Source organism: Rhodopirellula sp. P2, assembly GCF_028768465.1.
Classification (GTDB): domain Bacteria; phylum Planctomycetota; class Planctomycetia; order Pirellulales; family Pirellulaceae; genus Rhodopirellula.
Map to the genome: position 1 here is coordinate 3,381,748 of NZ_CP118225.1, position 19,420 is coordinate 3,401,167.

The 19,420-nt window shown below is 55.5% G+C and carries 17 protein-coding genes and 1 tRNA gene; 14 read left to right on the forward strand and 4 right to left on the reverse strand.

Annotated elements, in window-relative coordinates:
- Positions 1 to 41: 41 nt before the first annotated feature.
- The 5 genes from PSR62_RS11960 (at position 42) to PSR62_RS11980 (ending at position 2,445) form a co-directional block, all read left to right on the forward strand.
- Positions 42 to 374: a prepilin-type N-terminal cleavage/methylation domain-containing protein gene (locus tag PSR62_RS11960; RefSeq protein ID WP_274407958.1), complete on the forward strand. Its 333-nt coding sequence runs from the start codon at positions 42 to 44 to the stop codon at positions 372 to 374.
- A 73-nt stretch (positions 375 to 447) separates the two neighbouring features.
- Positions 448 to 939, forward strand: a complete 492-nt coding sequence (locus PSR62_RS11965; protein ID WP_274407960.1) for a pilus assembly FimT family protein — start codon at positions 448 to 450, stop codon at positions 937 to 939.
- Positions 936 to 1,385, forward strand: a complete 450-nt coding sequence (locus tag PSR62_RS11970; RefSeq protein WP_274407962.1) for a hypothetical protein — start codon at positions 936 to 938, stop codon at positions 1,383 to 1,385. Before PSR62_RS11965 ends, PSR62_RS11970 begins: the two co-directional genes overlap by 4 nt.
- A gap of 50 nt (positions 1,386 to 1,435) precedes the next feature.
- Positions 1,436 to 1,942: a hypothetical protein gene (locus PSR62_RS11975; protein ID WP_274407963.1), complete on the forward strand. Its 507-nt coding sequence runs from the start codon at positions 1,436 to 1,438 to the stop codon at positions 1,940 to 1,942.
- Entirely contained in the window at positions 1,939 to 2,445 is a 507-nt protein-coding gene (locus tag PSR62_RS11980) for a hypothetical protein (protein ID WP_274407964.1), read from the forward strand. The genes PSR62_RS11975 and PSR62_RS11980 overlap by 4 nt, the downstream gene beginning before the upstream one ends.
- Before the next feature lie 28 nt (positions 2,446 to 2,473).
- Here PSR62_RS11980 and PSR62_RS11985 read toward each other — a convergent pair whose 3' ends face one another.
- Positions 2,474 to 3,151, reverse strand: coding sequence for a metallophosphoesterase family protein (locus PSR62_RS11985; protein ID WP_274407965.1), 678 nt, complete (start codon positions 3,149 to 3,151; stop codon positions 2,474 to 2,476).
- Positions 3,152 to 3,367: 216 nt separating this feature from the next.
- Here PSR62_RS11985 and PSR62_RS11990 point away from each other — a divergent pair, with 216 nt between their 5' ends.
- From PSR62_RS11990 to PSR62_RS12010, 5 genes are all read left to right on the forward strand, one after another.
- Positions 3,368 to 5,467 carry a vWA domain-containing protein gene (locus PSR62_RS11990; protein WP_274407966.1) on the forward strand — a complete coding sequence of 700 codons (2,100 nt, stop codon included), beginning with the start codon at positions 3,368 to 3,370 and terminating at the stop codon, positions 5,465 to 5,467.
- 469 nt (positions 5,468 to 5,936) lie between these two features.
- The gene (locus PSR62_RS11995) at positions 5,937 to 7,079 is read left to right on the forward strand and encodes a DUF255 domain-containing protein (RefSeq protein WP_274407967.1); all 1,143 of its coding nucleotides are present in this window, start codon (positions 5,937 to 5,939) and stop codon (positions 7,077 to 7,079) included.
- A 269-nt stretch (positions 7,080 to 7,348) separates the two neighbouring features.
- Positions 7,349 to 9,475 carry a fused MFS/spermidine synthase gene (locus PSR62_RS12000; RefSeq protein WP_274407968.1) on the forward strand — a complete coding sequence of 709 codons (2,127 nt, stop codon included), beginning with the start codon at positions 7,349 to 7,351 and terminating at the stop codon, positions 9,473 to 9,475.
- A gap of 154 nt (positions 9,476 to 9,629) precedes the next feature.
- A tRNA-Ala gene (locus PSR62_RS12005) sits at positions 9,630 to 9,702 on the forward strand.
- A 308-nt stretch (positions 9,703 to 10,010) separates the two neighbouring features.
- On the forward strand, positions 10,011 to 10,259 hold the full coding sequence (locus tag PSR62_RS12010; RefSeq protein WP_274407969.1) for a transposase domain-containing protein: 249 nt from the start codon (positions 10,011 to 10,013) through the stop codon (positions 10,257 to 10,259).
- A gap of 570 nt (positions 10,260 to 10,829) precedes the next feature.
- On the opposite strand, the gene PSR62_RS12015 is transcribed toward PSR62_RS12010, so the two are convergent.
- Together PSR62_RS12015 and PSR62_RS12020 are read right to left on the reverse strand one after the other, a co-directional pair.
- Positions 10,830 to 11,060 (reverse strand): hypothetical protein, encoded by a 231-nt coding sequence (locus PSR62_RS12015; RefSeq protein WP_274407970.1) that lies wholly within the window; start codon positions 11,058 to 11,060, stop codon positions 10,830 to 10,832.
- Positions 11,061 to 11,425: 365 nt separating this feature from the next.
- Positions 11,426 to 11,773 carry an HU family DNA-binding protein gene (locus tag PSR62_RS12020; RefSeq protein ID WP_274407971.1) on the reverse strand — a complete coding sequence of 116 codons (348 nt, stop codon included), beginning with the start codon at positions 11,771 to 11,773 and terminating at the stop codon, positions 11,426 to 11,428.
- A 111-nt stretch (positions 11,774 to 11,884) separates the two neighbouring features.
- On the opposite strand from PSR62_RS12020, the gene PSR62_RS12025 reads away from it, so the two are divergent.
- Positions 11,885 to 12,100, forward strand: a complete 216-nt coding sequence (locus tag PSR62_RS12025; RefSeq protein ID WP_274408222.1) for a transposase — start codon at positions 11,885 to 11,887, stop codon at positions 12,098 to 12,100.
- Positions 12,101 to 12,182: 82 nt separating this feature from the next.
- On the opposite strand, the gene PSR62_RS12030 is transcribed toward PSR62_RS12025, so the two are convergent.
- The gene (locus PSR62_RS12030; RefSeq protein WP_274407972.1) at positions 12,183 to 12,449 is read right to left on the reverse strand and encodes a hypothetical protein; all 267 of its coding nucleotides are present in this window, start codon (positions 12,447 to 12,449) and stop codon (positions 12,183 to 12,185) included.
- 771 nt (positions 12,450 to 13,220) lie between these two features.
- Here PSR62_RS12030 and PSR62_RS12035 point away from each other — a divergent pair.
- The 3 genes from PSR62_RS12035 (at position 13,221) to PSR62_RS12045 (ending at position 19,321) form a co-directional block, all read left to right on the forward strand.
- Complete coding sequence (locus tag PSR62_RS12035) at positions 13,221 to 13,562, forward strand: helix-turn-helix domain-containing protein (protein ID WP_274407973.1); 342 nt, start codon at positions 13,221 to 13,223, stop codon at positions 13,560 to 13,562.
- Between the two features lie 611 nt (positions 13,563 to 14,173).
- On the forward strand, positions 14,174 to 17,089 hold the full coding sequence (locus PSR62_RS12040; protein ID WP_274408223.1) for an AAA domain-containing protein: 2,916 nt from the start codon (positions 14,174 to 14,176) through the stop codon (positions 17,087 to 17,089).
- Between the two features lie 504 nt (positions 17,090 to 17,593).
- A complete protein-coding gene (locus tag PSR62_RS12045; RefSeq protein ID WP_274408224.1) occupies positions 17,594 to 19,321 on the forward strand; it encodes a trypsin-like peptidase domain-containing protein in 1,728 nt (575 codons plus the stop codon).
- The last annotated feature ends 99 nt before the right edge of the window (positions 19,322 to 19,420 follow it).

The following is a 19,420-nucleotide window of genomic DNA, read 5'->3' on the forward strand; positions in this document are numbered from 1 at the left end:
TCCGTCTTCAAATTCTGCCTATACAGACCAAGTCTTTTGAAATGAAACGTACAAAGAAATCTGGCTTCTCGTTGTTGGAAGTGATCGCTGCTGTTGTGATTCTCGCCGTTGTTGCGGCTGCTACGGTTGCCACCGTTGCTCCCATGCGTGCGAAGAGCGAAGACAAGTTAGCTGAACAAGACATCGCTTCCCTCAACGCGATGGCACAAACTTACTACCTCGAAATTGGTTCGTACCCTCGTAACATCGCTTACTTGGTTCGCGAAAACTATATTAAATCCGACGACACAGCTTCGCGTGCTCGTTACAACAAGTTGCGTCAGTATCCTTACGACGCCGCAACTGGAACGTTCAGCAAGCCTGTGACGAACTAGTTCCGTCATGGTTCATTCCCCACCTCGCTTTTGTCCATCGTCCACGCGGCGGGACGTTCGACGTCGTGCTGCCGTGACTTTGGTCGAAGCGTTGTTGGTGCTGATGGTCTTGAGTGCTTCGATGCTGGCGGCACCACGTGTTGGCCAGTTGTTCTCGCAGCGTACGACGGTGCGTCAGGACTCCGATGTCGTGTTGCGTTCTCTGCGACTCGCTCGAGAGACCGCTTTGACGCGTCGATGTTCCGTGACGGTTCGATGGAAATCGGTGCGAAATGCAGACGGTGAGAATCGAACCGTGGTCGACATGGTGGCCGCACCAGGAATCTACAGTGACGGGGCGGACGCTTTCGGCGCCGCTGCTTCACCGGGGGCATCCACTTGGATGACGGACCCCATCGAATTGCATCCGAATGTCAGTGTTCGGGCGAATGCATCCAGCATCGTTTTTGACCCGACTGGAATCGCAAATCGTGATTTGGAACTGAAGGTTTATCGGGACTCCGAATCCATCGACGTCTTTGTCCAGGCGGCGTCCGGAAACATTTATCAAAATGCATCACCATGAGCGGCTTGAATTCTTCGCTGACGACGCCAACTCGAATCCGTTGGAAAACGTTTCGATGTGGAGCGACGTTGATCGATGTTGCCGTGGGTGCCGCTTTGCTCTCGTTGGTTCTGATCCCGGCGTTGAGCTTGATGGGACAGTCCAGTCAATTGCTGCAGCGAATGGATCGGCAGGACCAGTTGTTGTTCGAGGCTGAGCGTTTGGTTGAACAAACCAAGGTTGAGCTTTGTGACCCCGCTCAATTTGCCAGCACGCGAGGCACCCGGGAGGCAATCGTGGCGGGCAATGAAACCAGATCGATGCGATCGCAGGTTTCGGTTCAGGATTCCTTGGTGCCAAATTTGGTCACGCTCAATGTGGTGGTTTGGGAAGATGGAAACAACAATGGTTCCCTCGACACCGGCGAACTGAGCCAGTCATTGCGGACCCAGTGGAGCCAACCATGAAGATGCACTGCACTTGTTCTTTCCCCAAAATGTGTTCGTCCCGAACGGGCGTGAGCCTGATCGAAACGATCGCCTGTGTCGTGATTGTCGGGACCCTGGCGACCAGTATGGTTGGCATGATGCGTGGGTCGGCGCGAGTGACTGCGATTTCAATGGGCCATGAGGGCGTCTCAGCTCAAGGACGCAAGGCGTTGCGTTTTGTGTCGGGACGGTTGAGGGACATTTCCAATTCGGGCCAATCCATCACGTCGGTTCGCTCAAGCGATGTTGTCGTCAGCGACGGACTGAACACTCGACGGATTCGTTTTGAAGTTCGGCGGGCGCCCGATGGCGTGAACCGTTCCTTGGTGATGGTCGACCCCTTGTTGGGTGAGACGGTTTGCTTGGAAAGTTCGGTTCGTTCCTTTGCGATGAACGAAATCGTTGTGGATGGTCGACTGGCTGGAATTCAGTTGTCGATGCAATTGCAAGCGTCGGCCGACCGTGCTGCTGAACTGCGTCCTGACCACCGCACTGCCGAGCTGACCACCGTCCTTTGTTTGTCGCCGCAACTATGAACATTCCCGCGCATTTCAACCAACCGCCGAAGAGTCGTGTGATTCGAAAGTCGTGCGTCGCTCATGAGCTTCGCCCGGACCTGCGTCGCAGTGGATCGGCGGTCGTTTTGAGTTTTCTCGCGATGGCAGTTTTGTCACTCGCCGCGATCAGCATTGTCCGATCGCATCGTCGATCGAACGTGCGTTCGGCCAGTGTTCGCCAGCAAGTGGAAGGTCGCTTGGTGGCCGAAGGGTTGATCCATCGCAATGTTGCGTTGGCACGCGCCAACGGAGCGTTGCCGGTTGCAAGTTTGGATGCTGAGCTCGCCTCCACGTCGTTTCCGGATGCGTGGATGGCACCGCCGGTGATTGACGTCGCCAACCAAACGGTGTCGCTGCAGGTGTACATGTACCCGGGCGCGACCGTGCCGGCCGCCAGTCTGACAACTGCGATCCCGAGCGTCCCGCCGGCTCCCCTGCCTATGGCTCCTGCGCCCGCGGTTGTGCCGCCTTCCGCATTCTGAGCTCGACGAGGGATTTTTGAGCGGACCGTCAGGACAGGAGGACGCCGTCTTGATTGGCTTGCCAGGTTTGTCGCGTTCGGACATCCATCGCGGTCAAGCACCCACCGCCGTAGCAGTGGGTGTCCAGGCACACCAAGTGACCGACGTCGAGGATTTGACCTTCGTGGTTGGCAGTGTGACCCACAAAGGCCGTTTTTCCGCTGTGGTGTGGTTCGGGAACACCTTGTCGCAAGGAGTGCCAGCGAAGCATTTCGACGGTCTGTTCCTCGAGCGGCAGTGCGGGATCGTATGCCGCGTGGGTGAAGAAATAATCTTCGTAGACAAAGTAATCGCCCAGTGACTCAAAGAAGACGCGGTGAGCTTCGGGAAGGAAGTCCAGCCCCCCGTCGAATCCGTAGCTGTCGAGCGTCTCGACCCCGCCGTACCGCAACCAACTGTGATGCGATTCGCTGCCGCGAAGCACATTCAGCATCATTTCCTCGTGATTGCCTTGCAAAGCAACCAGCTGGGTTTGCTGGCCGCACTGCAGGAGGGTGTCGACCGCCCCTTTGGAGTCAGGGCCGCGGTCAACGACGTCACCCAGGGTGACTAAAATGTCAGTGGGTTGAGGATTGATCGCAGCCAAAACGGCCTGCAAAGCGGCATTGCAGCCGTGGATGTCTCCGATGGCGATCAGGCGTCCTGATGATTCGTTTGTTTGTTCCATTCAATCGGCCTGATCCTCAAGTCAACGACGTTTCGAATTGCACAGGGAAGAATGTGAATCGGACTTTCGATTACAATCAAAGGGTTCAAATCGTCGCAAAAAACGTTTGAAAGAGTATCCGGAGCAATCTGGAATCGCAAATCTTCGCCCATGATCGCTGGTTTGCAATCCCCATCGCCCGGCTTTGTGAACGCAAACCTCTGAAAATCGGATTTCATGAGCGACTCATCGTTTCTTCAATCGATCAAGAAAGCATTGCCCACGAGCTCGCGGTCTCACGCCGCGACAGAGGAGGCCAGTGCGGTTCACCCGTACGAGACGGGGGATTCGACTGATCAATGGGAAGAGGAATCTTTCTGGGATGCGGACGAGACCGTTGCGATGGTCGGCACCATGTTGGTGCACCTGATCGTGATCTTGTCGTTGGCGTTGGTGCAGTTGCAAAATCCGGTCGATGACGAAGCCGTGGTGATGATCGCGCCGCCGCCTGATTACGAAGAGACAGTGGACTTGATCGAGGAAATCGTGGTCAGCGATCAACCTCAGGTTGAGATCGGTTCAGACGCTCTGGCTGAGTTTGACATGGCTGAGGCATCGGCAGCGACTTTCGCCGAAATCGCCAACATGGTCAGCCCGGTCGACCTGGAGCCCACCGATTTGGGCGAAATCATGGTCAACAAAATGTTCAGCCAACCAGTGGCGCCCCAAGATCGGTTGGTTGATCAAAAAGGTCGCGTCGGACAAGGGACCGCCGGGGCCTCCGGCGCCGTGGATCAAATCACGTTCGAGGTCATGCAGGCAGCGGAGGAACGCCCGACGCTGATCGTTTGGTTGTTCGACCAAAGTGGTTCGCTGACTCGGCAACGCCAAGACATTCGCGACCGGTTCGATCGGATCTATGAAGAACTCGGCATGCTTCGCGAGCAATTGGATTCCAAGACCGCCGGCGAAGACCCCGCTGATGCATCCGAATCTCGTGTGCTCACTTCCATCATTGGATTTGGCGAGAAGGTTCAGCTGTTCACGGAAGAACCCACTGCCGACTTGGAGTTGATCAAGCAGACCGTTGCCGACATTCCGGTTGATAACTCGGGGACGGAACGGGTCTTCACGGCCATTGAATCCGCCGCAAAACAATACAGTTCGCTCCGCCGCAACGCGGGGACTCGTGGTCCACAGCGCAATGTGATGTTTGTGGTGGTCACCGACGAGCGAGGCGACGACGCTCACTTGTTGGAGTCTTCGATCACGTCCTGCCGAAAATGGGGGATCCCCGTCTACGTGGTTGGTGTGCCTGCTCCGTTTGGTCGCGAACACACGTTGGTCAAGTACGTTGATCCGGACCCCGAGTACGACCAAACACCTCAGTGGGCGCAAGTCGATCAGGGGCCGGAAACCTTTCTGCCGGAACGAGTCCAGTTGAGCTTCACGGGGGACTTCGAGCAGGAACCGGTGATTGACAGTGGCTTTGGACCCTATGGGTTGACGCGTCTGTGTTACGAAACGGGTGGGATCTACTTCACCGTTCACCCCAACCGCAATGTTTCGCGAGAGGTTCGGCGGGGCGAGATCGACGCGTTCACCGCGGATCTGCGTGCGTTCTTTGATCCGACCGCGATGGCTCGTTACCGTCCCGATTACCTGTCACCGCAGGACTATGTCAAAGCGGTCAAGCGAAGCCCGCTCCGCCAGGCATTGATCGCGGCCGCACAAATTAAAAACGTCAACGGGATCCAACGCCCCCAAACCCGGTTTGTGAAACGCGACGAAGCGGGACTGGCCCAAGCGTTGACGACTGCCCAACAGGACGCTGCGAAGTTGGAACCGGTGTTGATCCAGTTGGCCGCCACTTTGGAACAAGGTGTCAATGATCGAGACAAGGAAGAAAGTCTTCGTTGGATGGCCGGGTTTGACTTGGCTTATGGACGGGTCTTGGCACAAAAGGTCCGCACCGAAACTTACAATGCGATTCTCGCCAAGGCGAAACGCGGGATGCCTTTCAAAGATCCCAAGAACAACACTTGGGTGTTGAAGCCCGCCGATGAAATCTCGGTGGGAAGCAAGTGGCAACGCGAGGCCGAGACCGCTCGTGAGTTCTTGGAACGTGTGGTTGCGGAGCACGAAGGCACGCCCTGGGCCATGCTGGCGGAAAAAGAATTGGAAGTTCCGATCGGCTGGATGTGGACGGAAACGTTCACTGATTTGGCCCCGCCGCGTCGCAATGGTGGCAACAACGGGAACAACAATCCACCGCCTCGCGACGATCAGAAACGGATGATCAAGCGAGCTCCCAAGCGGCCCGTCCCCAAGCTCTGAGGAATGGTCGGGAAGGGCCATGGGAGCCGTTCGGGTGTTGGCCCCGGTTGCACGCGGGAACAGTCGCGTTCGCCAATGGATTTCAAATCGCCAAATGACACCTGCCAATCTGCTCAGGGCGTGCGCTGGCAGAAGTGGTCGCCGACCGAGATGGCGGATCGAATGTCGACATCGTCATCCCGTTCTCTCCGGGGAACGCAAGTCCGGGAACACCAGTCGTTCCACGGGCACCTCGTTTTGCTGTTTGCCGCCGGGACTCGATTCGGTGGGTCGCTTTTCGCAGCGTGAAACTGCTTGCTGAAAGAGCGGTTGGCTGATTGCGAAACACCCTCCATTGGTGTGGCGGCGACCGCGGAAAACTTCGTAGGTTCCGCTCAAGCGTCAAGGTTGGCGCGACCGATACCACCGATACCGGCACACCTGAGCTGATTCTGGCTCTCTTTGAGAAAGACAAAAAGGATTTTGTCCGATGCGTTTGTCCTCCAAACCACCGCGAATTTGTTCTTCGACTGCGATCTCGCGATGGACGCGGGTTTTGCCAGCGATGGGCTTGCTCGGGTTGACCACGATCTTCTCCGGGATGGCTCAGGCTGAGATCGCTTGGCGAAAAGATTTGACCACTGCCCAGGCGGAAGCTCAGCAGACCGGCAAAGCTTTGCTGTTGCACTTCACCAGCGACAATTGCGTCTGGTGTGACCGTCTGGAAGCGGGGGCATTCAAAAGTCCTCAAGTCGGTTCGGCGGTGGAGCAGCAGTATGTGCCTGTCAAAATCCACGCTGGCAAATCACCGGAACTGGCCAAGATGTTTGGCGTCACCAAGTTCCCAACGGACGTGATGATCACGCCAACCGGCAAGCCCTTGGGCAGCTCCGTCAGCCCGCAAGATCCAACGCGTTACGTTGCGATGCTGGGGCAAGCGTACAGCAAGATGCCTGCCGCACCCGTCTCACCAGCGGCCCACGCACCGCAAACGATGGTGGCATCCAATGCTCAGCCATCGGCAGCGGCACCAACTCAAGCCACCGTTGCGGTCGCCAGCACGCCACCTCGCACTCAACAGAATCCCCACGTTGCATCCAGCAGCGAGTTGCCATCACCGGGAAGCCAATTTGCCAACGGCACGAACGCTCAATTGGCTGGAGCTCGCACCGATGGCATGTCGCTCGGAATGCCGGCTCTGGCGATGACCAAAACCGAGACCAAAACGCCCGCGTTTGGGACAGAGCAACCCAAGCTTGCCATGGAAGGTTTTTGCTCCGTCACCGTCATCAACGAAGATGAATGGATCGAAGGCAATCCAAAGTTTGGTGTCGTTCACCTGGGCAAACTGTACTTGTTCGCAAGCGAAGCCAAGATGAAGACCTTTTTGGCGGACCCGGCTCCTTACACGCCGGTCCTGAACGAAATCGATGTGGTTCGTTTCTTCGAAGAACGCGTGATCGTTCCTGGCAAACGTCAGTTCGGAATGAAAGACCCCGTGCACCAACGCATGTTCTTCTTTGCTGACGAAGCCGCGATGGATCATTTCTGGAACGAGTACGAACGTTACACCGACGCTGCGATCGAAGTCATGGATCACGCCGTCCGGGATGCCAATCCAGGCTTGAACTGATCACTGCCGGGACGCAAACGCTCGCAATTGAATTCGCCGACGCCTCCTGGGTTTTTACCTGGGAGGCGTTTTGCGTTTCTGAGTGGTGGCTCGAGTGCTGGCTGTTTCGGTCGTAGCGGATTTTCGTGGTGGACCGCTCACGGAAGCTCGGAAGGGGGCACCGATTGCGTTCTCTCTGACGCCTGGTCACGCAACATGGGGTAACCTTTTGGGCGGAACCACGTCGCGGGGGCGAGGCCGCATTGCGAGTACTTTGATGAGATGAACGCATGCCGTCGTGCACCTCGGATGTTTCGGGTTCCAACTCTCTTCCAACCACCAGTTCCAAGCAGACCACGTCGTGGTTCGTCTTTGCGGGAGCGACGTTGTTGGGGGCTTTCTTGGTCTTTCAAGTTCAGCCTGTGATCAGCAAGTGTGTGTTGCCATGGTTCGGTGGCACACCCGCGGTTTGGACAACGTGTTTGTTGTTCTTCCAAGTCTTGTTGTTCGCCGGATATTTATACGCTCACTGTTTGAGACGATTTCTGCCCCCGGCGATGCAAGGCGTCGTGCACTTGGTGCTGTTGTGTGCAGCGGCATGGTCGTTGCCGATCGCACCTTCGGATGCTTGGAAACCCGTCGGAACGGAAGACCCCACGTGGGCCTTGCTGTGGTTGCTGACGGCACACGTTGCGTTGCCGTACTTTGTCCTTTCCAGTACCGGGCCGTTGGTTCAAGCGTGGTTGAGCTACGAGAATCAATCCAGTTCCGTCTATCGGCTGTACGCCCTGTCCAACGCCGGGTCGCTGGTGGCTTTGCTGAGCTATCCCTTTGTCGTCGAGCCGCTGTTGTCGATTGAACAGCAATCCGTCGTCTGGTCGCTGGCATTCTATGCGTTTGTCATCGTGGACGGCTGGTTGGCGATCAGTCTGCTTCGCCGACGGAAAAGTCAGTCGATTGGAACAAGCGAAAACTCGGTCGCGACGGAAGCGGTCTCCGCCAAACTGCGTTTGGCTGATTGGAGTGTCTGGGTCGGGTTGCCTGCCCTTGCTTCGGTGATGTTGTTGGTGGTGACGAGTCACGTTTGCCAAGACATCGCGGTGATGCCATTTTTGTGGGTGTTGCCACTGAGCTTGTATTTGCTGAGTTTCATCATCAGCTTTGATTCTCCGACCTGGTACCGACCCAAGCTGATTTCAGCGTTCACCGGTCTGGCGTTCGTTGTGATTCAACTGAAGGGTTGGTTCCCTGGCGGATGGCAAATGCCTGTCGAAGCACTTGCCTACCTGGTGGTTTTGTTTGGCGTTTGTCTGCTGTGCCATGGCGAGACCGCCGCTCGAAAACCTGCCACCCAGCGATTGACCCAGTACTACGCTTTGATCTCGCTTGGCGGTGCCATGGGCGGGATTTTGGTGGCACTGATTTGTCCGTTGGTCTTCCAAGACTACCGCGAACTTCCGATTGCCATGTCGTTGTCGATTGGTGTGGTCGCGATCACGTTCTTGGCCTCTCGCTCTTGGTTGACGATGACCTGCGACTGGAAAATGTCCAAGGGGATCACCGGCTTGATCGTGGCGATCATTGGTTTCACCGCGGTGGTCACGACCATGACCAATCGCACGGATACGATCGACCAGCGTCGCAACTTCTTTGGAGTGCTCCGCGTTGAGAACGATGCCGAACGCATTCAGTTGGTTCATGGCAACACGGTTCACGGCATTCAGTTGCATGGTCCCGAGCGGATGACACCGACCTCCTACTTTGGTCACAGCAGCGGCGTGGGACGACTGATTCACGCGATGCAGGCCGAGTCGCCCGAGATGCGAATTGGGGTGATTGGTTTGGGATGCGGCGTGCTGGCGGCCTACGGACGTGAAGCCGACACGATGGACATGTACGAGATCAATCCCGATGTCCTGGCGATTGCCGAAGAACACTTCACCTTCCTGCGTGAATGCCCCGCCACGATGGAGCATCACTTGGGCGACGGGCGATTGTTGTTGGAAAGGCACACGGGCAAGCAGTTCGATTTGCTGATCCTGGATGCATTCAGCAGCGACGCGATTCCCGCTCACCTGTTGACGCTCGAAGCGATGCAGCTTTACCGGGAACGCTTGGCCGAGAACGGCGTGTTGGCCGTTCATGTGTCGAACAATCACTTGGACCTGGTGCCGCTGACGCATCGCTTGACGCAGGCGATTGGGTTGCCAAGCCGATTGATTCAGAACGATCATCGCGATCAGGTTTACACGCGTCCATCGCGTTGGGTCATCGCCGCGGACCGGGGAGAAGCATTCTGGGACTCTGAGTTCCTGTCGGTGGCTCAGAAGCCCGAATCGTCGGTGGTGGATTCCGCACCGCTGTGGACGGACCAGCACCACAATTTGGCGAGCGTGCTGATCTGGCCTTCGCTGTGACAGGAGCAGGCGGAGGGATTGTTTCTCAGCGAGCCCCCCGTGGCTGGCAGTTTGGGGGGGATCGGACTCCCAAAGAACTGCAAAGAATCGTCGAAACCAGGTTCTGACGGGCTTGACGCAACGCGAATCAAGTCGATAATCTGCGTCTTCACCCGGGGGATTAGCTCAGTTGGGAGAGCGACGCGCTGGCAGCGCGTAGGTCATCGGTTCAAGTCCGTTATCCTCCACTTCAAAGCCGCTTGTGATTTCACAAGCGGCTTTTTTTATGCGCCGAACTACTTGAATACCATCGATTGACGGCGTTTCGTGACTGCGGCCCAAACGTGGTGATGAAGTGTCGTGTCGGATTTCGCTCCATCTAACGGCCACCAACTACGCAGGCCAATAACCAACTCTCAAAACTCTCTGAAGAGCCTGCACAGACGACCAAGCGAACCAACCGAGGACGCCTTCCCAATCCAGACCGTCGAGGCTACCTGCGACCGGAAGTCGGCGACAAACGATTCGGTGCGTTGCGATCGATCGCAAGAACTGGATGTTCGCCGGCAGCGACCGAGGAGGGCAAATTGCGGCGACGCTGATGAGCTTGATCGCGACTTGCAAGTTGCTTGGCGTGGATCCCTCTCGGTGTCTTCGCGATCTGCTCTCAAAGCTGCCGAGCCATCAAGCCGGATCCCTGGACAAATTCCTGCCCGACCGCAGGCTGCCAGCTCACCCCGAAGCAAGCCTCACCGACCATGGCAAACAGAAATCGCACTGCTTCACCGAACGGATACCAGCGTGACGCGAACGCCTGGCAATGGACTCGATGAGGCAACGGGGCTCGGCGGCTGAGAGTTGCCCGACGGAACAGTTGGGGACAACTGTTCTACTCTGATGCCATGGAATGCCGGACCGGCAACGCACGAGCGATGCCGGGAGAAACAACTTTGGATTGCCGGAACGGCGCTTCGCTGGGTCCGGCCTACACCGCGACGGCAACACCCGTTCGTGCTCTTCGTGTCCTGCGTGGTTCACAAAAATCGAGGTTGCTCGCTGGCCGCCTGTATCCCACGAGCAAAGCTCGGGCAGAGTAGACCATTTGTCCCCCAATGTTTGCGTGCCAGGGTGGAGTCGTCGAGCAGCGTGACGCGAACGCCTGACAGTGAACTTGATGAGGCAACGGGATTTGGCGAAGCGACGAGGCTTGGAGCGTTCGTTGCCACCTGGAGCGTTTGTTGCCACCCACCTAACGATTGAACCGGTGATCGACCTCCGTTCAAATATCGACTTACGACTTAAATCGGTTGCCGGATAGGTTCTCAATGCTCATCTCGCCGGTGGACCGAATCTGAAGATATAATCCCGGAAAACTTCAATCAGCGATTTCGGCCTTCACGAGACATTGGGAAGCAAAACTTCGGGTCGGGCTTAATTCCGCATCTTCGAGCGTGACAGCAAACCATGATTCTTGCTGGCGAAATACTAACACCGAGTTCCTGCCTTCATTCATGCATTTGGTAAAGGAGTAGCCGAGATCGCCAAGCCGTTCTTCAAGGATACATCGCCCTTCCTTTTCAAAAAGGACCTTGTCTTCATCTGTCATGCAAGCATCTCGTTGGATTTTTAGTGGGTAATCACTGCAACTTGCCCATTGTAGATGTTGACGATTCCGTATCCATCAATCTCGATTTTGCCGGAAAAGTGAGCGTTGGGTGGCACCATCCGGGAACGGTGAGGACGGCTGTTCACCAGCATCGCCCCGGAGGGGGCCGTCGTTGTTAGCTCGGGGCGGAAGCCCCGAGACGGATAACGGAACACGGATGGTCGCCCCGGATGGGGCCGTTGTGGTCAATCATCGATCCGGTGACTGAGCGATTCAACGCTATGGCAAAGGTTCTCGTTCCACTCGATGGAACGAGAAACTTTCGGAAGATGGGTTGCTCGTCGGCGCCGGACTCATTGGTCGGATCAAACCATGTCCTTCAAAGCCTTTAGCGGCAGCACTTTGACCACGTTGCGGGCAGGCTTGGCCTTGAACACGGTTTCCTCTTTGGTGAAGGGGTTGATTCCCTTGCGGGCTTTCGTTGCCGGTTTGCGAACCACTTTCACTTTCATCAAGCTGGGCAGATTGAAAACACCGGGGCCTCGTCTTCCAAGGTTCTTCCCCATCAATGTGGAGAGCTCATCGAAAACACTCACGATCTCTTTTTTGGTCAGGCCCGTACCCTCTGCCAAAGCCGTGACAATCTCGGTTTTGGTCATCGCCTTCGCTGGCGCTGCCGTCTTCTTCTTCGCCGTTGCCTTTTTCTTTGCCATGTTCATTTCTTTGGAGTTGGTAGTTTAGGGAAGCGAAGGAAGCTATGTCTCGGCCTGATCAATGTCAAGTGACGCCGCCTGCAACTGCCGCCTCGGGTTTCAAGCCATCGGATCGCCAAAACAATCGCAGAACGACTCGCTAATCTCGTGAGCTACTGCAGACACGGGATCACCAACGCAGTGGGCGAAGGAATCAACAGCAGGATCATGTCCATCACGCGTCGCGTCAGTGGCCATCGAAACCGAGAAAACTTCAAGACAGCGATCTACTTTCACTGTGGTGGACTCGATCTCTACCCACGACAAATCCGGATGGACCCCTTTTGAGAGCACGGTCTTTTGAGAGCACGGTATGGTTCGCTGAACGAATCCAGGAAATCGAGCACGCGAACGCTGCCCACTTCTTTGCTCACTCGACAAGGGAATAGAGGGTGCGGCTTTCCTGCTTCAGCTTGCCCTGCCGGGCCAGTTCTTTCCAGACCGCACTGGCGAATTGGTCGGGAGGTGTGATGGCAGCGACACCGGATTTTTGGCCCGATGACATCGGCCCATAACCCAAACGCGATTCGTCATCCAAGCGAGTGAGTTTCAGACGTTTTCGAAAGGCTTTCATGGCCAATCGTAGTTCCTCGCCAGACGGAGGCTCGGGGGTGGAAGCAGCATCCAGATCGGTCATGGGGGTCCCTTTGAATTGGAAAGTTGTGGAGATGCAAGTTTGAATGGAGTTCTAAACGGACTCCGAGGTTGGAACTTCGAATCCCTTGTTGTTGGGATCTTTTAACAGATGGTTTGCTTGCTCAGCAAACTGTCCTGTGTGCCGTTCCGATACCGGATCGAATTGCAACGTGTCGTTGTGCTGGATCAGCAAAAAGGTTGGGTTCCGTGACATTGCTCACGGGACCCGCCACTCATACGCGACGAATGCTCTCACGCAAGGTGGAGTGGACCCTGTGCCGTTGGCGCATCGAATGGGACACGAAGTGTGCTGGTTCAGCGGGAATTGGAAATCGACCGATGGCTTGAAACGTAATTTGATGGCGTCCTCCCGCCTCGTGATCCACGCATCCTGTGTGGAAGGTTTTTCGCTTTGTGGCGTATCCCGAAAGGGAAAGGTGGCGGTCATCGACTGGCGACAACCGCCTGCCTTTCGGTCGACGCACTTGATGCGGCGCTCAGGTTGCACCTCTGCAGAGCCCTCTCCTCCGACCAAGCGTAGACATTCTCGTCTGATCATCCGGCAACTGCAAGTTCGCTGTCACGACTGCGCGACGTCGAACGCCGACGCATCAATTATCGCCGAGTCCGCACTCGTCGTCGTAATTTTTGCTGTTGGCATGAAGTCTTGCCCTGTTATTTTGCCCCCGGCTTGACGCCAGTTCTTGACCAGTTTGTACGCATGCCGTACCGTTCTAGAGGGTGCCCGACAATCCGACCAAGGGAGAAGGCAATGCGATTTGGCGAACGAGTGAGGCAACTGCGATTTCAACGCAAATTGACCCAACAGAAACTCGCCGATCTCGTGGGTGTGAGCTTGTCTTACGTAAACAAGGTCGAGAATGGACGGCTGACCGCTGGCGACTACCCGAGCGAAGCTTTTGTTCACAAACTCGCAGATGCACTGGACGCCGATGAGGACGAATTGTTGATGCTGACGGATCGAGTGCCTGTGGTGATTCGCCAGAGAGCGTTGCAGTGCCCGAAAGAATTTATGTTCCTGGCGACTCTTGATGACGTTTTGCTTGAGCAGGCAATCCAGTCAATCAAAAGCCAAGCATCAATTGATCAATAGCTTGTTGGTAACAGTCCCCAATAACCCCACTGACTTGCCAGAATGAACACACGGAAGCTATCGATCATTTTTTCAACTGCTGTGTTTGGCTTGCTCACGGGATACCTGTCAGGCTTGGCGACGGAAGTCATCAAGTGAATGAAGACACGGATAGCGAAATGCTCTCAGAGGCGTCCACCGAGATGGGCTTTGAACCCGCACGGTTTCAAGGAACACTTGATCTACCCGAAGGTGACGACCGGCAAGTCAAGGATGCAGCTGTCGCAGTTCGACAAGAGTACCGTGATGGGTCACGGTGGAAACGCCTGAACTGCCACCGGGTCAGCATCTTTGCTGAGAAAGATCGTGGGACGATTTTTGTCGTTCATGTCGGCTCATCGGTCGAGTTTGATTGGACATGGGAAGGAGCGAAAGCTTTTCGCCCGAAGTCGCTTGACGACGATGAACGTTACTCGGATCAACTCTATGAAGAGGCCGACTACGAAGACGACATTGTTTGGTCGGGTGAGATCGTCGAAGTGGACGAGCGGAATGGTTGCCTGTTCATCAGTCTTGATGATCCTGAGATGCCCCCAACGGCAGGACCGTTCTTTGTTCGTCCGTTCGAGTTCATGTCGGTCTTGGACGCCATTTACAACGGAGATGAGTTGGAAGAGGTTCGGAGGCATCTCCCGGCGAGATTGAACGCCAGCGAGGGCGATGTGCATCCGAGAGTGGCTCAGCCGTGTGAGCACAGCTTGCATCACTTGCGAGATTGGTGGCAGCACTCTTGGAGCATTCTTTGGGGACCGCCCGGCACCGGCAAAACCTGGACGACTGGACAGCAAATCGCAACGGTCATGCAAGATGAGAGCGAGCGAGTTCTGGTGGTATCGACAACCAACCGGGCAACCGATGCCGTCGCAATCTCCATCGGCGAAGCGGCAAAGGAATTCTGCCCTGATGAATTCGATGATGGCACGCTGCTGAGAATCGGGAAGGGGGCGTCGTATCAAACGTTCGTTGGTAAAGAACTCGATTCGATGCTCAGGGGAACTGAGTCGGAAATCTTGTCGCAGATCGATGGGCTTGCACAGCAACTTCAACTTTTTGAATCGTCTGAAGACAAAGCTCTCACACGAAAGAAGATTGGTGAACTGCGAACGTCTGGCAACGACCAAAGCAGCCGCATCTTCGTGGACGCTGAACGAAGAGTCGTTGTCGCCACCGCTTTCAAAGCGATGAGCTATTTGAAAGATGAGTCCATCCGCAAGATGGTCGAAGGGGGCCAAGCACCTTTCACCACGATCTTCATTGACGAAGCGGGGTTGATTTCAAGGGCGGCGGTTGCTGCGTTGTCACTGTTGGCTGCCAACCGAGTTGTGCTGGTCGGTGATTCAAAGCAATTGGCTCCGATCAGTCGAATCTCACGGATTCTGCCGACTCGCCAGCAAACATGGTTGGCGAGCAGTGGGCTGAGCCATCTCGACGACACCGAAAACACTCCCACGGCGGTCCACCTACTTTTGCAGCAGCGTCGAATGCACCCTGACGTTTGCAAAGTGGTGTCGAGTTACCAGTACGATGGGGCGTTGACGACCGCTCCAGACCGAGCTGGGATGGAGTCGACGCTCTCGCCATTCATTGCCGATCAATCGAGAGCCATTTGGTACGTCCTTGATGAAGAGGATGCCAGTCTCGCTTCCATTCGTGCCGCACGTGGGCCGGGCAACCGAAGTTGGGTTCGTGGTGTGACGCAGTCGGTACTGCAAAAGCTGTTTTCGGATACAGATGTTCGATCAGCAAACGGTTTATTCATCTCACCGTTCAAGGCACAGGCTCAGGAGGTTGGGAAGCTTCTGGCTGGTTGGGGAATGACCAATTGGGAAGCCTCAACCGTCCACAGTCAACAAGGATCGGAAGCGGAAATTGTTATTTTTGATACGGTCAATGCTGGAAGTGGGACCTGGCAAATTCCCGAATGGAAAAGACTTGTCAACGTTGCACTGAGTCGGGCAAGAGAAGCGGTGATTGTTCTTGCGAGTCGCAGCGAGATGGAGGAACCGTATCTCCGTCCATTGATGAAGGGCATGACCGCAGCATTCCTCGTGAAAGACGACAGGCGTTGTGTTTGGCGAGAGCCAGGTCAAACAAAAGGGGGCGAGGCATCGATTGCGGCTGAAGAAAGGGCAAGCTACAAGAAAAAGGCATCTTGTCGCATGGGCGATCAGTTCAATGGTCGAAAGGGAATGAAGCCAATTCTTTCCCAAGAACAGCAGCGGCTGACCAATCTCGAACTGGATGGAAAGCCACGATTGGTTCGTGGGGTAGCGGGCAGCGGAAAGTCGATTGTTCTTTGCAATTGGCTCGCCAAGACAGCGAAGCGTTGGCAAGATCAGAAAGATGCCCGCATTTGGGCAGTCTACGCCAATCGAAGTTTGCAAAAGCTGTTGCGGGAATCGATTGAATCGGCATGGATCAGCCTCAACGAGGGAGACCTGCTCGGTCAATCTGATTTCCCTTGGGATAAAGTGTCGCTCCTGCATGTGAAAGATGTTTTGGCTGGAATGCTCCCAAGCGTTCAGATGTCAATCGAGTCCTTCGGTTTTGACTATGACCGTGCCGCTGAAGAATTCCTCAATCGACAAGATGTGGATGACCTGCTTCCCTGTTGTTCGGCTTTGTTCATTGATGAAGCTCAAGACATGGGACCGGCGACATTGCGGCTGCTGTTGTCCATCGTCGAACAGGCGGACAAGGAAGACGCCAACAGTCGTTCGGCACATATCTTCTACGACAACGCACAAAACGTTTACGACACCAAGACCCCGAAGTGGTCTGACTTTGGTCTCGATATGCGTGGTCGCTCGACGATCATGCGGGAGAGTTTTCGCTCCACAACCCCGATCACCGAACTCGCAGTGAACGTACTGAGCCGACTTTCTGAATCAAGCAAGCGTCAAGATCAGCAAGAATTGCTTCAGCTTGGACTGTTGGAGAATTCTGATCGAAACGGCGAAAACTGGTTGCGTGTGCGGTACAACCAGATTGAAGGGCCGAAGCCGATCTACCATCGCTTCGACAGCCGCACTCAGGAAATGTCCTCGATTGCAAGGCACTTGAAACACTTGATCCGGACTGATGGGATCTCTCCGACTGACATTTGCATTCTCTACAATGGTCGGGTTCAGGATATGTTGCAGTCTATGCTCGCTCCTTCGCTTGCTGAAATTGGTGTCGAGCTTTCGTTTCAGAAGAATCGCTCATTTGAACGACAGCCGAACACGCTCGTCGCAACCACCCCACACTCATTCAAGGGCTATGAGTCGGAAGTGGTCGTGATTCCGTGCGTGGACAACTATGTCGCGCCCGAAGGCAAAATCTTGGAGAACAGCTTGTACGTGGCAATGACTCGCGCCCGTTCGCTGTTGGCAATCTACGGAGTGGACCGTGGATCGGACGCCAGTCGAAGGATTGGCGAAACAATCGGTGAGTGTATTTCGATCCAGAACTCTCAACCGAAGATTCAGGATATGGAGAATGGGTAACCAAGGAGAACAGGCATCGTCATCAATCTCACTGAAAATACTGTTCCTCCACGGCTGGCACAGCGTCGTTGGTCGCGTCAAACCGACTTACCGCTAGGACGCTGGCCAAGAAGTCATTGCCCCAGCACTCGATGACGAAGATTTCGAGGCAGGGCTGCCCTCAAAACTTGCCTGTCTACCTGTTTTGTCACAGGTGGTCTTCCAAGGTGTCGGCGATGATGACGACCTTATTCATTTTTTGAGGGGCGGCGGGTTGGTGGGTACGTCTGCCGGGGTGTAACCTTTATGGGGAACGATTGCGAGGGCTAGCTGTTGAGAAGAAACCTTTGGTTTCGCCAAGCGGCCCAGCAAGCACTCGGCTCTGACCAACCTGTGCCGCCCAATGGAGGGCGGCTCCACGCACTCGAAGGTTCCGGCATGTATCGTCACTTCATCGGTGATCCCAGTCCATTTCTGGCCAGATCCGTGATCTCTATCGCAGCGATTTGGCTCACTTTCTCGGTGATGATCACGAGGCCGATTTCAGCACAAAATCTGTCTCAACGCCGGACCTGGACTGACGTTAGCGGTCAGCACTCGGTTGATGCTCAGATGGTCGAATTCAACGATACTGCGGTCAAACTCAACACGGGCAAACAAGCTGTCGTGCTGCAAAGAAACAAGCTCAGTAAAACCGATCGTGAGTATCTCGAAGCTTGCGACGTTCTTCGTCAGTCGGCTGAGCAAGCTGATCGCGTTGCTTCGCAGCTCCAAACGGATAATTTGCGTAACGCTTCACTGATGGCTGCCCTTGAGGCGATCGGAAAGTCGTCTCCCAGTGGGTTTGTTTCGGACTTCTATCTCGGTGGCCTGAAACCGGTGCAGACTCGAAAAGAAGTGGAGATCAAGGAAGCGGTTCGCATCAACCAACGTGCGATTGTGGCGATCAAGAAAGTCCAGCAGTTTTTTCCTGATGCTCACGCCCAAACGCTCGCTTCGGTCTACAACAACCAAGCTGTCGTCGCGGCTCGAAATGGCAGCGCTGAAGGCTTCGCGAATTTTCTGAAACTGTCTGGCGAAGCTACTCCGGGGACACTGTCGTTTGCGACACACCACAACGCGTCGCTGTTGCTGTCGACAGAGATGAATCTTGGGGGGGCCGGTCGCACGCTCGCGACCGTGATGGGATTGGGCAATCCTGAACCTGGACCGCGAGTCCAGAGTCGATTGCTTTACACCTTCGCTCACGATCCATTTCACTTTGAGATGGAAAGCTCAAGGACCGATTCGTCGGACGGGTCGGATGGCGATTCCATGGAAATGACTGGCAACACCGCCCCGGTCAGCCTCGAAAACCTGGACCTGGTCAGTTCGGGAAGTGCTTTTTTACTGACTCCCCATCACGCGATGACCAATCGGCATGTCGTCAAAGATGTCGAAGCGTTGCTACTGACCAACGACCAAGGCGTCGAAGTGAAAGCAACAATCATGGCTGTTAGCCGGCACAGCAACATCGACTTGGCAATCCTGAAGCTTGACGAGCCGATCGATATCGCACCATTGCCCCTCCGCAAAAGCAATCCTCGACAGGAAGAAGAAATCGTGGCACTCGGGTACCCGTTGCCAGGCCGCTACGAGCCTTCGCTGATGTCCAACCGCGGCAGCATCAGTAAGTTCATGGCCGACGGGAAGAGCATGCTGCACACGGCGACCGTTGAGCCGGGCAATAGCGGTGGTCCTTGCGTCGATCTTTCTGGTCAGGTCGTTGGCGTGAACTACGCGACCGATCGAGAGAACGAAGTTCGCAACTACGCCGTTTTGTCAGAGGATGCTGTCAGGTTCGCCGAAGCCTCTGGTGTCGAACTTCCTAGCGTGATTCCGGCGACGCACGCGACGTTTGCTGACACCATTGAAGCCTGTCGGGACGCAGTTTTGATGGTGCATTGTTACGCGACCGCACGTCCTTCCTCATCGTCGGAACGTTTGACAGGAGAGACATCGGAGAGCGATCGTTCGGCAACTCAGTTCTCTTTGATTGCTGATGATTGTTGCCTCTGGTGTGGAGGCCGAACGTACGTCACTTGCCCGGACTGCGTCAACGGCAGGAGAAGTGTGCGCAAGGTCGTCGTCGTGGGCCGCACTATCAATGGTAGCCCGATTACCGCTCCCAAAATATTCAGGCCGGACTGCCCGAGTTGCAACCACGGTAAAGTCTCGTGTCCCGCATGCCGCGGTACCGGAAACATTCGCTGATTACCGATCTAGAAGAAGTCGTCGGACGTGCCTTCCCGATCCCGATACGAGGATGCGTGACATTCTCCGTTCTCCATCAATCACTTGGCATCGATTGGC

Bases quoted from the DNA above. Each gene is read 5' to 3' on its own strand.
- PSR62_RS12000 (WP_274407968.1), top strand. From the start codon at position 7,349: ATGCCGTCGTGCACCTCGGATGTTTCGGGTTCCAACTCTCTTCCAACC.
- PSR62_RS12030 (WP_274407972.1), bottom strand. From the start codon at position 12,449: ATGACCGATCTGGATGCTGCTTCCACCCCCGAGCCTCCGTCTGGCGAG.
- PSR62_RS12035 (WP_274407973.1), top strand. From the start codon at position 13,221: ATGCGATTTGGCGAACGAGTGAGGCAACTGCGATTTCAACGCAAATTG.
- PSR62_RS11970 (WP_274407962.1), top strand. From the start codon at position 936: ATGAGCGGCTTGAATTCTTCGCTGACGACGCCAACTCGAATCCGTTGG.
- PSR62_RS12015 (WP_274407970.1), bottom strand. From the start codon at position 11,060: ATGACAGATGAAGACAAGGTCCTTTTTGAAAAGGAAGGGCGATGTATC.
- PSR62_RS12020 (WP_274407971.1), bottom strand. From the start codon at position 11,773: ATGGCAAAGAAAAAGGCAACGGCGAAGAAGAAGACGGCAGCGCCAGCG.
- PSR62_RS11990 (WP_274407966.1), top strand. From the start codon at position 3,368: ATGAGCGACTCATCGTTTCTTCAATCGATCAAGAAAGCATTGCCCACG.
- PSR62_RS11980 (WP_274407964.1), top strand. From the start codon at position 1,939: ATGAACATTCCCGCGCATTTCAACCAACCGCCGAAGAGTCGTGTGATT.
- PSR62_RS11960 (WP_274407958.1), top strand. From the start codon at position 42: ATGAAACGTACAAAGAAATCTGGCTTCTCGTTGTTGGAAGTGATCGCT.
- PSR62_RS12045 (WP_274408224.1), top strand. From the start codon at position 17,594: ATGATCACGAGGCCGATTTCAGCACAAAATCTGTCTCAACGCCGGACC.
- PSR62_RS12040 (WP_274408223.1), top strand. From the start codon at position 14,174: ATGTCGGTCTTGGACGCCATTTACAACGGAGATGAGTTGGAAGAGGTT.
- PSR62_RS11995 (WP_274407967.1), top strand. From the start codon at position 5,937: ATGCGTTTGTCCTCCAAACCACCGCGAATTTGTTCTTCGACTGCGATC.
- PSR62_RS11985 (WP_274407965.1), bottom strand. From the start codon at position 3,151: ATGGAACAAACAAACGAATCATCAGGACGCCTGATCGCCATCGGAGAC.
- PSR62_RS12010 (WP_274407969.1), top strand. From the start codon at position 10,011: ATGTTCGCCGGCAGCGACCGAGGAGGGCAAATTGCGGCGACGCTGATG.